The sequence below is a fragment of the Tateyamaria pelophila genome, assembly GCF_019966495.1.
Taxonomy (GTDB): Bacteria; Pseudomonadota; Alphaproteobacteria; order Rhodobacterales; family Rhodobacteraceae; genus Tateyamaria; species Tateyamaria pelophila.
The window spans coordinates 15,959-31,922 of the sequence record NZ_JAIMIA010000015.1; the positions used below are offsets into that span (position 1 = coordinate 15,959).

Annotated in this window: 14 protein-coding genes; 10 read left to right on the plus strand and 4 right to left on the minus strand. The window is 59.2% G+C overall.

What is annotated here, in order from left to right; translation table 11 throughout:
• The first annotated feature begins 54 nt into the window (after positions 1-54).
• From LC354_RS07180 to argE, 3 genes are read left to right on the plus strand one after another with little or no spacing between them, the layout of a single operon-like run.
• The gene (locus LC354_RS07180; protein ID WP_223422432.1) at positions 55-1,887 is read left to right on the plus strand and encodes an ABC transporter ATP-binding protein; all 1,833 of its coding nucleotides are present in this window, start codon (positions 55-57) and stop codon (positions 1,885-1,887) included.
• Between the two features lie 13 nt (positions 1,888-1,900).
• Positions 1,901-2,611 (plus strand): SDR family NAD(P)-dependent oxidoreductase, encoded by a 711-nt coding sequence (locus LC354_RS07185; RefSeq protein ID WP_223422434.1) that lies wholly within the window; start codon positions 1,901-1,903, stop codon positions 2,609-2,611.
• On the plus strand, positions 2,608-3,768 hold the full coding sequence (gene argE, locus LC354_RS07190) for an acetylornithine deacetylase (protein WP_223422436.1): 1,161 nt from the start codon (positions 2,608-2,610) through the stop codon (positions 3,766-3,768). Before LC354_RS07185 ends, argE begins: the two co-directional genes overlap by 4 nt.
• A 239-nt stretch (positions 3,769-4,007) precedes the next feature.
• Here argE and LC354_RS07195 read toward each other — a convergent pair whose 3' ends face one another.
• A complete protein-coding gene (locus LC354_RS07195) occupies positions 4,008-4,763 on the minus strand; it encodes a hypothetical protein (RefSeq protein WP_223422437.1) in 756 nt (251 codons plus the stop codon).
• Between the two features lie 91 nt (positions 4,764-4,854).
• Between LC354_RS07195 and LC354_RS07200 the strand changes: the two genes are divergently transcribed.
• Entirely contained in the window at positions 4,855-5,727 is an 873-nt protein-coding gene (locus LC354_RS07200; RefSeq protein WP_223422439.1) for a glycosyltransferase family 2 protein, read from the plus strand.
• 54 nt (positions 5,728-5,781) lie between these two features.
• Here the strand turns inward: LC354_RS07200 and LC354_RS07205 are convergent, their stop codons facing one another.
• Positions 5,782-6,633: an alpha/beta fold hydrolase gene (locus LC354_RS07205; RefSeq protein ID WP_223422441.1), complete on the minus strand. Its 852-nt coding sequence runs from the start codon at positions 6,631-6,633 to the stop codon at positions 5,782-5,784.
• 87 nt (positions 6,634-6,720) lie between these two features.
• Positions 6,721-8,106 (minus strand): M20/M25/M40 family metallo-hydrolase, encoded by a 1,386-nt coding sequence (locus LC354_RS07210; protein WP_223422443.1) that lies wholly within the window; start codon positions 8,104-8,106, stop codon positions 6,721-6,723.
• 241 nt (positions 8,107-8,347) lie between these two features.
• On the opposite strand from LC354_RS07210, the gene hemA reads away from it, so the two are divergent.
• The 4 genes from hemA to LC354_RS07230 all read left to right on the plus strand — a co-directional run bounded on the left by hemA (position 8,348) and on the right by LC354_RS07230 (position 12,486).
• A complete protein-coding gene (hemA, locus tag LC354_RS07215; protein ID WP_223422444.1) occupies positions 8,348-9,583 on the plus strand; it encodes a 5-aminolevulinate synthase in 1,236 nt (411 codons plus the stop codon).
• 115 nt (positions 9,584-9,698) lie between these two features.
• Positions 9,699-10,907, plus strand: a complete 1,209-nt coding sequence (locus tag LC354_RS07220; protein ID WP_223422446.1) for a helix-turn-helix domain-containing protein — start codon at positions 9,699-9,701, stop codon at positions 10,905-10,907.
• A gap of 93 nt (positions 10,908-11,000) precedes the next feature.
• The gene (gene ispG, locus LC354_RS07225) at positions 11,001-12,137 is read left to right on the plus strand and encodes a flavodoxin-dependent (E)-4-hydroxy-3-methylbut-2-enyl-diphosphate synthase (RefSeq protein ID WP_223422448.1); all 1,137 of its coding nucleotides are present in this window, start codon (positions 11,001-11,003) and stop codon (positions 12,135-12,137) included.
• A gap of 34 nt (positions 12,138-12,171) precedes the next feature.
• Positions 12,172-12,486 (plus strand): hypothetical protein, encoded by a 315-nt coding sequence (locus tag LC354_RS07230; RefSeq protein ID WP_223422450.1) that lies wholly within the window; start codon positions 12,172-12,174, stop codon positions 12,484-12,486.
• On the opposite strand, the gene LC354_RS07235 is transcribed toward LC354_RS07230, so the two are convergent.
• Positions 12,483-13,226: a DsbA family protein gene (locus tag LC354_RS07235; RefSeq protein WP_223422452.1), complete on the minus strand. Its 744-nt coding sequence runs from the start codon at positions 13,224-13,226 to the stop codon at positions 12,483-12,485. The two genes, LC354_RS07230 and LC354_RS07235, sit on opposite strands and share 4 nt — an antisense overlap.
• Before the next feature lie 238 nt (positions 13,227-13,464).
• Between LC354_RS07235 and LC354_RS07240 the strand changes: the two genes are divergently transcribed.
• A complete protein-coding gene (locus LC354_RS07240; RefSeq protein WP_223422453.1) occupies positions 13,465-14,607 on the plus strand; it encodes a pyridoxal phosphate-dependent aminotransferase in 1,143 nt (380 codons plus the stop codon).
• Positions 14,608-14,690: 83 nt separating this feature from the next.
• Positions 14,691-15,899, plus strand: coding sequence for an N-acetylmuramoyl-L-alanine amidase (locus LC354_RS07245; protein ID WP_223422455.1), 1,209 nt, complete (start codon positions 14,691-14,693; stop codon positions 15,897-15,899).
• Positions 15,900-15,964: the final 65 nt, after the last annotated feature.

Here is a 15,964-nt window from a genome sequence, read left to right on the forward strand (position 1 = left end):
CTTGGCCATAGCGTGATTGAGTGGTCCTGGAGCGGCCGATTTTGAGGGATTAGAATGCTCGATGAAACCGGCACGGCGCCCATCGCCGACATTCAGGGCCTGCGCGTCGAATTCCAGACCAAGGACGGCCCTGTTCTGGGCGTCGAGGATGTTTCCTTCACGGTCAACTCGGGCGAGACAGTATGTATCGTCGGGGAATCCGGGTCAGGCAAATCGGTATCGTCGCTGTCCCTGATGCGACTGGTGGAATTCGGTGGCGGCGAAATCGCGGGTGGTCGCCTGTTGTTTGACCGCAAGGACGCCGAGCAGATCGATCTGGCGAAAGCGGATCAAAGCCTGATGCAGACCATTCGCGGCAACGAAATCGGAATGATTTTCCAAGAGCCCATGACCGCGCTCAACCCGGTTTTCACCGTCGGTCGCCAGTTGACCGAAGGGTTGCGCCTGCACCGGGGCATGTCCAAGTCGGAGGCCGAAGCCCGCGCGCTGGAACTGATGAACCAGGTGCGCATCCCGGAACCTGAGCGCCGTTTGGTACAATATCCACACGAATTGTCAGGTGGTATGCGCCAGCGCGTGGTCATTGCCATGGCACTCGCATGCAAGCCCCGTCTGTTGATCGCGGATGAGCCGACGACCGCCCTTGATGTGACAATTCAGGCCGAAATTCTGGCCCTGATGGATCGCCTCAAGCGCGAGACCGGCACGGCCGTGATGTTCATCACGCACGATATGGCGGTCGTGGCCCAGATGGCCGACCGCGTCGTTGTCATGTTCCGCGGCAACAAGGTCGAAGAGGGTACCGTTTCGGAAATCTTTGAAAATCCGCAGCACCCGTACACCAAGGCGCTGCTGGCCGCTGTGCCCAAGCTGGGCGAGATGACGGGCAAGACCTACCCCGAACCCATGAAGTTGATGGGCCGGACGCAGAAGGAAATCTTGCCGATCCCCGGCACAGAAGAGCCGTTGCTGGAGGTCAAGGGCCTGACGACGCGGTTCCCGGTCAAGGGCGGCTTTTTCCGCCGTCTTGTCGCCAATGTGCACGCGGTCGAGGATCTGTCCTTTACCATCAACAAGGGGCAGACCCTGAGCCTGGTGGGTGAGAGCGGTTGCGGTAAATCGACAGCCGGCCGGTCGATCCTGCGCCTCGTCGATCCGCAAGAAGGCAGCGTCATACTGGATGGCAAGGATATCATGGCGCTCAGCGACAATGACTTGCGCACGGCGCGCATGGACATGCAGATGATCTTTCAGGATCCTTTCGCCTCGCTCAATCCGCAAATGCAGTTGGCCGACCAGGTGGCAGAGCCGATGCACAATTTCGGCATGTTTGCCGGCGAAGAGGGTCGAAAGCGCGTTGAGATGCTCTTTGATCGGGTTGAATTGCCGCGCAGTTTCATGCGTCGGTTTCCGCACGAATTGTCGGGTGGTCAACGCCAGCGGGTGGCGATCGCACGTGCCCTTGCCCTCAATCCCAAGCTGATCATTGCTGATGAAGCTGTGTCGGCGCTGGACGTGTCGGTGCAGGCGCAGGTGTTGAACCTGATGATGGAACTGCAGGCCGAAATGGGCCTGTCCTTCTTGTTCATCAGCCACGACATGGCAGTTGTCGAGCGGGTCAGTCATCAGGTTGGCGTGATGTATCTGGGCCGGATCGTCGAGCTTGGGCCACGGTCGCGGGTGTTCGAGAACCCGCAACACCCCTATACGCAGGCGTTGATGAAAGCGGTGCCGATCGCGGATCCGCGCAAGCGTAAGGCAGAGAAGGATCTGAATTTCAAACCGATCCCTTCTCCGATCCATCCTGTCGGCTATGATCCGGCTCCGTCCGAATATGATGAGGTCGAGCCGGGCCATTTCGTTCTGACCACAGACAGCGGCTATTGAGCCAAGACGCCACGTGACGAATCCGATTGCGCAAAAGGTTGCTCTCGTTACCGGCGGCGCCCGTGGTATCGGGCGCGCGATTGCGCTTGCCTTGTCCCGCGATCATTCGGTTGCGATCACCCACCGCACGACGGCGCCCACAGGTCTGCCGGTCGATATGTTGTGCATCGAAGCCGATCTGGCCGATGTAAAGACCCATGGCGCAGTTGTAAGGCGCGTTCTGGACCGGTTCGGGCGGATTGATCTGGTGGTCAACAATGCAGGAACGGTTGCGCCGTCCTCTTTGGAAAGCGTCGAATATGAGGCTTACCGGGCGATGTTTGATGTCAATGTGCTTGCGCCGCATGGCCTGTTGGCAGCAGCTCTGCCACATCTGGCGGCGGGCAGCGCGGTGATCAATATTTCTTCGGTCAACGCGGTATTGCCGCCCCGCGGCGCGAGCCTGTTTGGGGCCAGCAAGGCGGCACTTGAGCTATGGACGCGCGGCATGGCCAAAGAACTCGGGCCGCGCGGCATTCGTGTAAACGGGGTTGCCCCGGGGGCAATTGACGTCGAGGATGCGCCACGCAGCGCAGAGCTTAGACAGCTTTTTATCGGTGAAACGGCGCTGGGTCGCCTTGGGACGCCAGAAGACATTGCGGCGGTGGTTTGTTTTTTGGCAAGCGACCAAGCCGCGTTTATGACGGGTGAGGTTCTCACCGTGTCAGGAGGATACAGACTGTGACGCAACGCCTTTCTCCGCTGGAGTTGATGACGAAACTCATCAGCTTTCCAACTGTGAGCCGCGACACCAATCTGCCTTTGGTGGATTGGGTCGAGGACTATTTGAACGGTCATGGAATCACTGCGCATCGCTATTATCACCCGGACCAACCCAAAGCGGCGCTGTTTGCCCATGTGGGCCCCGATGTGGAGGGGGCCGTGGTGCTGTCCGGGCACACGGACGTGGTGCCGGTGGACGGCCAGCCATGGGACACGGATCCGTTTGTTGTGGCCGAGCGGGATGGCAAGTATTTCGGGCGCGGAACCTGCGACATGAAGGGTTTTGATGCGCTGGCGCTTTGGGCTTTGGTTGAGGCACATTACGCGGGGGTATCGACCCCGGTGCAATTGGCCTTCAGCTTTGACGAAGAGATCGGATGCCTTGGTGCGCCACCGATGATCGCGGCCATGCAAGGCGTGGTGCCCAAGGGCGGGCCCGTGATCGTGGGCGAGCCATCGATGATGCAGGCGGTGACCGGCCATAAGGGCGGGCAGGGGTTTGACACCCATGTCATTGGATTCGAGGTGCATTCCTCTCTGATGCACACCGGGGTCAGCGCCATTCTCGAAGGGGCGAAGATCATTGATTTTGCCAACCAGCGCAACGCGGAGGCCTTCGCGTCAGAGCCGACAGCACTGGGCGCGATGTTCGAACCTCCCGTGACGACGTGGCATGTGGGACAGGTGTCGGGCGGCACGGCCCATAACATCACGGCCAAAGACTGCCGGTTCTCGATGGATTTTCGAGCTGTACCCGGCGACGACGTGGTCGCCTTGAAACAAGCCTATCTGGATCATGTGGCGGTGATCGAGGCCGGGATGCAGGCGGTTCATCCGGACGCCCGTGTCGAGATCAAACCGCGGTTTGAAGTGCCCCCGTTGAAGCCTGAAACGGATGGGGTGGCCGAAGCGCTGGTGCGTCAGATCACCGGCGACAATGCCAGCCACGTGGTGAGCTACGGCACGGAAGCGGGACAGTTTCAAGCCGCGGGCTATTCTGCGGTTGTGTGTGGGCCGGGCGATATTGCCCAGGCGCATCAACCCAACGAGTTCATAACCGTCGCTCAATTTGAAGCTGGCCATGCCTTTATGCGGAAGCTGGTCGCGCGATTGGCGTAAGGCGATGTTTTCCGGCACGGAAAACGGATCGGAAAACGTGTCATTTTCCGGGCGCATCTGGATCAAACGGTGCAAGGCAACAGTAGCGGTATGCGCCATTTTACGCGTCGGAATATGACGTGTTTGCAGTCGCGTAGCGGTCAAATGTCTATGTGAGCGAAGCGCTCGCCGTTAACATTACCGCTGGGATCGTTGAAGCGATTATTGCAACTCCCAGGTTTTTTGCACCGAAGAGACTATCAGGTATAGGTATAGCCGAGCGCTTCTTCCTGCGCGGGATCGATTTGCGACTTGAGGAATTCAAGGTCATCCAAGTTCCAGGACGTCGGCAAGGGGGGACGTTCAGAGACTGCAGGTTTGAATTTTGATCCAAGCCGTTTGAAGACAGGTCTGAAAGGGGCATCGTGTGGCGGCAGATCCAAACCTCTGAGTATGGCGTCTCGTGTTGCTTCCGGTTCGGACTGCGCGGTTTCCATCCTGATGAATATACAAGTGCAGTCTCTGTTCAGGAGGCTGCAGAGCGAGGTCAATTTTGACCGCCGCAAGGCAAACAGGTTGTCAAAGCATTTTCCGCTCATGGGGTCACGGTCGTGTTGCAATGGCATGCCGATGCTGTTGCTTTGGACCAATTCACCGAAATAACGTGGCCTGTCGATGATGGTTGTCCATTCGGCGCGGATGAAGTCCGAAAAGGTCAGGACCTGCATTTCAGGCGTTGTATGCCAGGGTTTTGAGAACATCGACGCGGCCCATGTGTCCGCACTGCGCACCACGCAGATCACGGCCATATCCTGTGGGACAGCGGTCATATGCACAAATCCGTGCTTCCATCCCAAGGCCTCGGACGGTGCCAGTTTGCTGTTTCGTCCCAGCAATCGTTTCACGAAATTGGTGCCCGAAGACCGTTCGCCCAGCACCTGATACCGTGTGATGGGGGCGTGACCCGTTCGTGAGATATAAAGGCCGTCATCGGCAAAGGTGGAGGGCAGAAACATGATACGCCTTTGCGGCAAATTAACGATTCTTTCGGCAGGTTCGTTGCGGTAGAGTGTACGTAAACAAGACCCTGAGCAGGATTCATATCAGATGCAGACAGTGGCCGCCGTCACCATGGTGCGAGATGACGCATTTTTCCTCAAGGCGTGGCTGCGCCACTACGGTGAGATGTTCGGGCGTGAGAATTGCTATATCGTGAACCACGGGCGCGGGGCAGAGGTGGCCGCCTTGGCCGAAGGCTGCAATATCATCGGAATTCCGGGCGATCCGCACAAGAACTTCGATGTAAAACGGTGGGGTCTGCTCAACAATATCGTAGGCGGTCTGCGCCGGTATTATCGTCATATCATTGTCGGGGATGTGGATGAGTTGGTGATCCTTGACCCGAACACGGACGGGACGTTGCTGGAGTTTCTGGACGCAACACCGGATGGCCGCGTACTGACCCCGGTGGGGCTGGAAATCATTCACCGTATCGATGTGGAAAATGAACCCATTTCGGACAGGATTGTCGGCCCGCGTCGCCATGTGCGTCCCGCGCCGCATTATTCCAAACCTTGCATCGTTTCGGCGCCCGTCAAAATTGCACGGGGCGGGCATTTTACCCAAGGCAGCAAGCTTTTCACCCCGGATGACCTGTATCTGATGCACCTGAAATTTTGCGATTTTAACACCTATGTGGGCGTTATGGATCATCGCAATCAGGTGACGGCGGACGTGCAGGCGACTTCGAAGGAGGCGGCCATAGGCCGTCATTGGTTTGCGCAGGCGCGCGGCGAAGATCGTGCCGTCTTTGCGGCCTTTGCCGATCTCGAGATGGTGGATGGCTTTGATATGCGGCCCATTCGGCGCAAAATGCACCGGACGTTCAAGCCACGCGGCGATACCGGATATTATCAGTTTGATCGGCCTGATTATGGCACGCAGTATCTTTTGCCAGAGCGATTTGTCGGTTTAATTTGAATACTGTATCGTTGGGAACGCTTCAGGAGACGCGTTTCAGGAGACGCGTTGAACCTATTCCGATTTCAGAAAATCCAGCAGGGCATGTACGGTGGCGTCCGGATGTGTGTCAGGAAAGAAATGACCGCCGGGCACGGCGGTGCTTTGCATATTGTCCAGCCGATTGGCCCATGTGCCGGCCACATCATAGGCTTTGCCCATGACACCGTCGGCGCCGAAGAGAACCAGTGCCGGGACGTTGACCGTGCGATCGAGGTCTTGGGCATCCAGCGCGAAATCCACGTCAATCGCGGCCCGGTAGTCATTGCACATGGCGCGGATGCAATCGGGATAGCGCCATGCTGCACGGTAGGCTCCCAGAGCCACGGAATCGAATCCGTCCATCCCGCCACCCCAGCCTGCAAGGCAGTTTTCGAAATAGGCGTCCGGGTCATGGCCGATCAATGTTTCGGGGAAAGGGGCGGGTTGAGCCAGAAAAAACCAATGATAATACGCGCGGGCGACGTCTTGTGTCAGGTCATCGAGCAGCAGGTGCGTGGGCACGATATCCATCAGGGTCAGAGACATCACGGTTTCTGGCGTGTCGAGGACCAACCGGTGCGCCGTGCGCGCGCCGCGATCATGGCCTATAAGGTGAAAGCGATCAAAGCCGAGATGTGCCATCAAAGCCACCTGATCGGCGGCCATCTGGCGAAAGCTCATGTCTTCCATACGCTCTGGTTTGGAGCTCGCGCCATAGCCACGCAGGTCTGCCGTCACGACCGTGAAATCATCAGCCAGTTTAGGCGCGATTGCGTGCCACATCGCCTGGTTTTGAGGAAAGCCATGCAACAACAAAACAGGGGGGCCGTTGCCCGTGACAGTGTGGGCGATGGTTTGGCCGTTGACTTGTGCATGGTCTGACATGTCCGTGCCCTTTTTTGGATTTCGGGAGCGAGGGGCCAGCCCCTCGCTCCCCGGGATTTTCTTGAACAGAGAAAACGGGCCGAGTTGTTATGTTGGCCGTCGCTCTGTCAACGCGTCGAGAATGCGGGCCCAGCTGCGGATGCCTTTGTGAAAGCTCTCCATGTCGTATTTTTCGTTGGGAGAATGGATCTGGTCGTCGTCTTTGCCAAAGCCCACCAGCATGGGCGTGGTGCCGATGATGTCCTGGAAGTATCCGGCAATGGGGATTGAGCCACCGCAGCCGACATACGCCGCAGCGATGCCCCACTCCTGGGTGAGAGCGGCGCGGGCGGCCTCGAATGCGGGATCGTTGGTTTCCGTGATCGAAGCCGGACCTGCGCTGTGATCCTTGAACGCGACCTTGCAATCGGCGGGCAGCGCGTCTTGCACCATAGCGCGAAAGCTTTCGCGGATTTTTTGGGGATCCTGATCGCCGACCAGCCGGAAGGAGATCTTGGCATGTGCCTTGGAGGGAATAACGGTTTTGAAGCCTTCGCCAGTATAGCCACCCCAGATACCGTTGATGTCACAGGTGGGCCGCGACCACATCATTTCGACGGGCGTGCGGTCCTGTTCGCCTGCGGGCAGGGACAGGCCGACGTCGCCAAGGAAAGTTCCGTGGTCAAAGGCCAATCCTTGCCATTGCTGCCGGATCGCGTCGGGCAGTTCGGGCACGCCGTCGTAAAATCCCGGTACCGTGACCCGGCCTGTTTCGTCGTGCAGATCGCCGAGGATTTTTGTCAAAACCCGGATCGGGTTCATCGCCATGCCGCCGAAAAAGCCGGAATGGAGGTCCATGTCTGGGCCGGTGATCGTCAATTCTTCGCCCAGCAGCCCGCGCAGCATCGTGACGATGGACGGCACGCGCGATTCGAACATGGCCGTGTCGCAGATCAACACCAGATCGGATTTCAATTCAGCCTTGTTTTCCTGCATGAACGGGACGAGGGAGGGAGATCCGCATTCCTCCTCACCCTCGAAGAAAAAGGTGATGCGACAGGGCAGGGTGCCGTACTCGGCCTTCCACGCCCGGCAGGCTTCGAGAAAGGTCATAAGCTGGCCTTTGTCGTCATTCGCGCCGCGCGCCCGGATCACCTTGCCTTTGGGAGTGTCCTGAATTTCGGGGTCGAACGGATCGCGGTCCCAGAGGTCCAACGGGTCGACAGGTTGCACGTCATAATGACCGTAGAACAAGAGATGCGGGCCGTCGCCGTCCGCATGCCCCACCACCATCGGGTGTCCCGGAGTCGCGCGTTTTTCCGCGGTCACGCCGAGGCTGGCCAGATCGGCGACCAACCAGTCAGCGGCGGTCTGACAGTGATCCCTGAACGCGGGGTCCGTCGAGATCGATGGTATGCGCAACAACTCCAGCAGCCGGTCTGTGGAGTGCGGCAGGTCGGCGTCTATACGCGCGAGGACGGCGTCGAGGGTCATCGGAGGCTCCTATTATCTGGCCGGGCAGAGACTACGCCCTGCACGTCGCGTGTCCAGTGCCATTGCGGGCTGTTGTTTGCGTTAGATCAAGGTGGCGCACCTAATCTGCCTGTTAGCTGGTCGTGACACCGTGCCCCTGCGACAGGACGCGCAGGTGTTTTGCATTGAAAGGCCTTGGTGCGGTCTATAAGTGTAACAAAAATGCCCTTCGGGTCCGCGCCAGACCTGAAATTCGCTAAAGATGGAGCTCCGCGTGGATTATACCGCTGAACTTGAAAACGCCCTGCAACGCCTTCACGACGAAGGGCGGTATCGGACATTCATCGATATTGAGCGCAGCAAAGGTCAATTCCCCCACGCCACTTGGACCAAAGCCGACGGCGCGCAAGCGCCGATCACCGTTTGGTGTGGCAATGATTATCTGGGCATGGGGCAAAATCCGATTGTTTTAAGTGCGATGCACGAGGCGCTTGATGCAACCGGCGCAGGTTCGGGCGGAACGCGGAACATTTCAGGCACCACGGTCTATCATAAGCGGCTTGAGGCGGAGCTGGCGGATTTGCACGCCAAGGAAGCGGCCCTGCTGTTTACCAGCGCCTATATTGCCAACGATGCCACGCTGAGCACGCTGCCCAAGCTGTTCCCGGGTCTGATCATCTATTCGGACGCGCTGAACCATGCGTCGATGATCGAAGGGGTGCGCCGCAATGGCGGAGCCAAGCGCATTTTCCGGCACAATGATGTAGACCATTTGCGGGAACTTCTGGCCGCCGATGATCCGGCGGCCCCCAAGGTAATTGCCTTTGAATCGATCTATTCCATGGATGGAGACTTTGGTCCGATTGCCGAAATTTGCGACCTCGCGGATGAGTTTGGCGCCCTGACATATATCGATGAGGTGCACGCCGTTGGCATGTATGGCCCGCGCGGGGGCGGTGTCGCGGAACGTGACGGTTTGATGGACCGGATCGACATCATCAACGGAACCTTGGCCAAGGCCTACGGAGTGATGGGCGGTTATATCGCGGCCTCTGCCAAGATGTGCGATGCCGTGCGTTCCTATGCGCCGGGGTTCATCTTTACCACGTCACTGCCGCCTGCAATTGCAGCCGGGGCTTCGGCCTCCGTTGCGTTTCTCAAAACGGCTGAAAACCTGCGCGCCGATCATCAGGCACAGGCCAAGGCGTTGAAGTTGCGCCTGAAGGGCATGGGATTGCCGATCATCGATCATGGCAGCCACATCGTGCCGGTGATGGTGGGCGACCCGGTTCACACCAAGGCACTCAGCGATATGCTGCTGGAAGATCACGGCATTTACGTGCAGCCGATCAACTATCCGACCGTGCCACGCGGCACGGAACGTTTGCGATTTACGCCGTCGCCGGTGCACGGGCCAAGGGAAATGGATGCGCTTGTGTATGCGATGGATGCGCTCTGGTCGCATTGTGCGCTGAATCGCGCCGAGGACGTCGGCTGAGCCACGAAAGCGTGGTATTCACGTTGCCTTGTGGTATCCTCTGATAAAGAACAACGACGGGGCGAATCGTGTGGGAGCGGTTCGTTAACGTTTGTGCAGATGAGGCAGCGGCAATATGATCGGACGAAAAGCCGATACAACCATTACAGGTGTGAAAGTCGAGCGAAAGAGCTTTGACGACTTCGAGCTGAAGCTCGGAGACATCATGCGTGGTGAGCGGGCTACCTTGGGCAAGTCGCTGCTGGATGTGCAGCGTGAATTGCGCATAAAAGCCAGCTATATCGCCGCAATCGAAGCCTCTGACCCTGATGCATTCGACACGCCCGGCTTTATCGCGGGGTACGTGCGGTCCTATGCCCGATATCTCAACATGGACCCCGATCAGACCTTTGCGACATTTTGCCAGGAGAGCGGGTTCGCGGTTGCACACGGCATGTCCGCAAAGGCGTCCGTGGTCAAGAAATCGACGCGCGAAGAACGTTTGAGCAAGGGACAGACAGCCGATATTTTCAATTCCTCCGCGACGCCCTTTATTCCCGCTGGTGAAGGGATGTTTGCGCATATCGAACCCCGTGCCATCGGGTCTTCATTGGTGCTGCTGGCGCTGATCGGTGCGATCGGTTTTGGCGGATACTCCGTCTTGCAGGAAGTACAGCGGGTCCAGGTGGCGCCGGTTGATCAGACGCCGGTCGTTTTGTCTGATCTTGATCCGTTGAGCGGTGTCGCCCTGCGCCCGGATGAAGCAACGGGTCCCGCGATCAATACGCCGCGGGCCGATGCGCTGGACCGTTTGTATCGCCCTCAAGCGCTGGATTTGCCGGTACTCGTGGCCCGCGATGCGCCCATCGCAACTCTCGATCCGCGTGATAATGCGAGCTTCGCATCCCCGACACTGGACGCGCCGCTCTTTGCAGGGCTTCCGACGCAATCACCTTCCTTTGATACGGTTCAGCCCGTGCCTCGCGTCGTCGAAGAACCCGCGCCCAAATTGCAGATGGTGGCCGTGCGCACGGCCTGGGTCCGGGTTCGGGCTGCGGATGGCACTGTGATCTATGAGGGGACGATGCAACCCGGTGACACATGGGAAGCACCGTTGACCGAAGAGCCGCCGACGCTGCGCGCAGGCGAAAGCGGCGCGATCTATTTTGCGATGAACGACAAGTTCTATGGCCCCGTGGGGTTGCCGGGTCAGGTAACCTCGAATCTGCCGCTTGAGATCGCGGGCCTGCAGGAAACCTATCTGCCGGTGGATATTGACACTGACGAAGGTCTTGTGCGCTACGCCGAGGCCAAGGCGGCGGCCGTGCAAGTCAGCTCCGACTGAGAAGACACCGAATTCGCTGACGCACCCCATTGCCGGGTTTGCCTGAACTGTCTATCCTGATTTACAACTTATACCCTGAACAAGGTGGCCCATATGTCGCTGAACCACATTCGTCCGTGGCGCAATATCTACCGCCGGGAAAGCCGCCAGATCATGGTGGGCAACGTGCCCGTGGGCGGCGATGCTCCGATCACGGTCCAGACCATGACCAACACTTTGACCACAGATGCCAAGGCGACGATCGAACAGATTCAGGCCGCAGCAGAGGCCGGGGCCGACATCGTGCGCGTCTCTGTCCCGGACGAAGGATCGTCCAAAGCCCTCAAGGAAATCGTGCGCGAAAGCCCGGTGCCATTGGTGGCCGACATCCATTTTCACTATAAACGCGGGATCGAAGCCGCCGAAGCAGGCGCCGCCTGTCTGCGCATCAATCCGGGCAATATCGGCAGCGAGGCGCGTGTCAAAGAGGTCATCAAGGCGGCGCGGGACAACAACTGTTCGATCCGGATTGGCGTGAACGCGGGCAGCCTCGAAAAGCACCTGCTTGACAAATACGGCGAGCCGACACCGGATGCGATGGTGGAAAGCGGCCTCGATCACATCAAGATCCTGCAAGACAACGACTTTCACGAGTTCAAGATCAGCTGCAAGGCGTCCGATGTGTTCATGGCCGCAGCCGCCTATCAACAGCTTGCCGAAGCAACCGACGCGCCCATTCACCTCGGGATCACCGAGGCCGGCGGCCTGACTTCCGGCACCATCAAGTCCGCCATAGGGCTGGGCCAGCTTTTGTGGATGGGGATCGGCGATACCATCCGCGTGTCGCTCTCGGCCGACCCGGTCGAAGAGGTCAAGGTTGGTTATGAAATCCTGAAATCTCTGGGCTTGCGCCACCGCGGTGTGAACATCATCTCATGCCCGTCTTGCGCGCGTCAGGGCTTTAACGTGATCAAGACCGTCGAGACGTTGGAAGACCGTCTGGCCCATATCAAAACCCCGATGAGCCTGAGCATCATTGGTTGTGTGGTAAACGGACCGGGCGAGGCGCTGATGACTGATGTCGGCTTTACCGGCGGCGGCAACGGGTCCGGCATGGTCTATCTGGCGGGCAAGCAAAGCCACAAACTCGACAATGACGCGATGGTCGAGCACATCGTTGAACAGGTTGAAAAGAAGGCCGCCGAATTGGATGCCATTGCGCTCGCGGAAGCGTCGCAAGCGGCAGAGTAGATCCCGCGTGTACGTTTCTGTCACTGGGTTACGCGTGCGACGGTTGTTGTACCAACCGCTGTTCTGGCGCCACGCTGTCCCGTCAATGGCGGCTGCCAAAGGCGCACCGGGCAATATCATGGCGGACGGCCGCACGGTTGACGGCGTGCATCATACGTTGAGCGCGTGGGAGGCGAAGTCCGATATGCTGGCCTATCTGCGTTCGCCTCGCCATGCGCGGGCTATGCGGCGATTTCCGGGCTTTGCGACCGGACGTGTTTATGGGTTCGAGGCGGACGCAGTGCCCGATTGGGACACTGCGCTCGCATCATACCATGAACGTGGGCGTGATGTGTATCGGGGCCGTTAACCGCGCTTTTCATCAACCAGGGCTTGCATCTGATCATAAGGCAGATAGCCGCGCAAAAGCTCATCCTGCATCACAAATGTCGGCGTGCCGGTGATTTTCAAACGCTGCGCCAGTGCGCGGGTGGCGGCGATCTCCTGAGTGACCTCGGGGCTGTCCATCTGCGCTTCTATCGCGTCTGCATCGAGGCCGAAGGTCGAGGCCAGACGACGCAGATTGCGGATGTTCACCTCTCCGTCCAGCGTCATCAACGCGTCCGCAATCCCTTTATAGGCTTCGGAACCCGCGACTTGCTTGGTCGCAATGGCAAAACGCGACGCCAGCAGAGACTGCTCGCCCAGTATCGGAAATTCCTTGACGATCAGGCGGATATTTCCGTCTGTTTCCAGAAGCTTCGCCACTTCTCCATGGGCCCGTTTGCAATATCCGCAGCGGTAATCGAGGAACTCGACCAGCGTGATATCGCCATCCGGATTGCCGCCGACAAAGCTGAACCCATCGTCAAAGATTTCGTCTGCGTTGTCCGTGACCAGAGATTCATCCGCCTGCACCTGCGCTTGTTGCTGGCGTTGCTCCAGCACGGCAACCGCTTCCATGATCACTTCGGGATTGTCCATCAGGTAGGAGCGGACTTCATCTCGGAAAATCGACCGTTCTTCGTCGGACATTTCGGTCAGGTCCAGCGCCATCGCGGGCAGTGCAATGCCGCACGCAAGAATAAGGGCAGTCAGTTTGCGAAACATTTGGTATCTCCGGTTCTTGTGTTTTACGGCGTGTTTAAAGGCAATGACCATATCTGTCGTGCGTTGCCAAGGCCCTGCGCTTTGCCGCAAAGGGACCCTTTGCACGTTTTTGGTCAAGCGCCGCGTGCTTCTGAAACGTCACCGCTCGCGCAGGCCGAGCCTGTGTCAGCATGACGAAGAGGATTGACGACAGAAGTGTCAGCGTATGAAAGACCATCAATCGATCATAGGAGAACCCATGCGAACCTCAAGCCGCAGCAACGTTGATCCCTTTATTGTGATGGATGTCATGGAAGCCGCCCGCGCAGCGGAAGCCGCGGGTCGCCATATCATCCACATGGAGGTGGGTCAGCCAGGCACCGGTGCACCCAAAGCGGCCACTCAAGCCTTGAGCGCGGCGATGGCGGACGGCCCATTGGGGTATACCGTCGCCCTCGGTCTTCCCGCGCTGCGCGCCCGCATCGCGCGGCTTTACGGCGAGTGGTACGATCTGGATCTGAACCCGGAGCGGGTTGTGGTCACCTCTGGTGCCTCGGGCGGATTCCTGTTGGCGTTCAATGCGCTTTTTGATAGCGGCGACCGGGTGGGCATCGGCGCACCGGGCTATCCGAGCTACCGGCAGATTCTGCGTGCTCTTGGATTTCAGCCGGTTGATTTGCCCACGTCGGACAAGAACCGTTTGCAGCCTGTACCCGATAACTTTGCTGACCTCGATCTGGCGGGGCTTCTGGTGGCGTCGCCTGCCAACCCCAGCGGCACGATGCTGAACCTGCCCGCAATGCGCGCGTTGGTCGAGGCGACCCAAGGGGCAGGGGCCAGCTTTATCAGCGACGAGATTTATCACGGCATCGAATATGAGGCCAAGGCGGTCTCGGCGCTTGAGGTCAGCGACGATGTCTATGTGATCAACTCCTTTTCCAAGTATTTTTCCATGACCGGCTGGCGCGTTGGCTGGATGGTCGTGCCCGAAGAACATGTGCGCGTTGTCGAACGGATTGCCCAGAACATGTTCATCTGCCCCTCTCATGCCAGTCAAGTCGTGGCACTGGCAGCGATGGACGCCACGCCGGAGCTTGAGGCGAATATGGACGTTTACCGCGCCAACCGCGCCTTGATGCTGGAGGGGTTGCCACGGGCGGGCTTTGACCGGATCGCGCCACCGGATGGCGCGTTTTATGTTTATGCGGATGTGTCGGACCTGACCGATGACAGCCGCGCCTTTGCAGCAGAAATCCTTGAAAAGGCAGGTGTGGCCGTTACGCCGGGACTTGATTTCGATCCGGTGCGCGGGCACCGGACCTTGCGGTTTTCCTACGCGCGCAGCACCGAAGACATTGCCGAGGGCTTGCAGCGCCTCACCGATTTCATGGCGGCGCGCTGACACAGATTTTAGGTCCTCGCAGTGCTGCAAGGGATTCCCGCCCCCGCCGCGATGGCCTATGCTGTGCAAAAAAGGGCAGGGCGATGCGGGCGATCTTTCTTGGACTGATGATATGGTGGACCGCGATGGCGGCGGCCGCCCAGGATCTGTCGGGTCTGGCGCGCGTCATTCCGGACGAGAGCCGCATTGCCGACGGCTGGTTCGGTGGTGCCACGCTGGAGTTGTCGCTGAGCCAGGGTGTGCCATACCGCGTATTCACGTTGGATGACCCGGCACGGCTGGTCGTCGACTTTCGCGAAGTGGATTTCAGCGGTGTCACGGCTGACGCGCTGCTGCCTGATCCGGGCCGCATCACGGAGGTCCGTTTCGGGGCGTTCAAACCGGGTTGGTCGCGCCTTGTCGCAGACCTGAGCGCGCCGATGTTGCCGGACCAGATCGGGATGCCGGTGGACACGACAAATGGTCGCGCGATGCTGAGTATCGTCTTGAAGGACGCAAGTGCAGAGGCGTTTGCCGCCCGCGCGATCCCGCCCGGTGATCCGGGGTGGGGAACGTCCGCCGCCGCCCCGCCGCCCGCACCCGTCGAAGACAGGTTTGTGGTGGTCATTGATCCGGGGCATGGCGGTGTGGATCCGGGCGCGGAACGGGGCAGCACCAACGAAAAGAACCTGATGCTGGATGTCGGATTAGCCCTGCGCGATGCGTTGCGCCGCACCGGTGAGGTGGACGTGGTCATGACGCGCGACCGGGATGAATTCGTATCCTTGCCGGGACGGGTGGCGCTGGCCCATCAGGTGCAGGCGGACATGTTCATATCATTGCATGCAGATTCGCTGAGCCAGGGGCAGGCGCGTGGGGCCACGGTGTATACGTTGTCTGATGATGCAAGTGACGCAGCCTCGGCGCAATTGGCCGAACAGCATGACCGCTCCGATATCCTTGCAGGCGTCGATCTGAGCGGAACAGACGACGAAGTGGCCAGCGTGTTGATGGACCTTGCGCGCACGGAAACGCAGCCCCGGTCGGACACTCTGGCGTCGGCGCTGATCGCGGAAATGGATGCCGCAGGCGGGCCAATGAACCGCAGGCCCAAGCGCGAAGCCGCGTTTTCCGTACTGAAAAGCGCCGATATTCCTTCGGTTCTGGTCGAGGTCGGGTTTTTGTCCGATGCGCGCGATCTGGCGAATTTACGCGATCCTGTCTGGCGGGCTGTGATGGTCGAGGCGCTGGCGGCAGGGATCTTGCGCTGGCGCGATGAGGATCTGGCCACACGCCCGCTGGTGCGCCGGTAACGTCTGCGAGATCACGCCGAGCAGGGGTTTTGACGGCCCTCGTTGCGTGGCGTATATGTGATGGG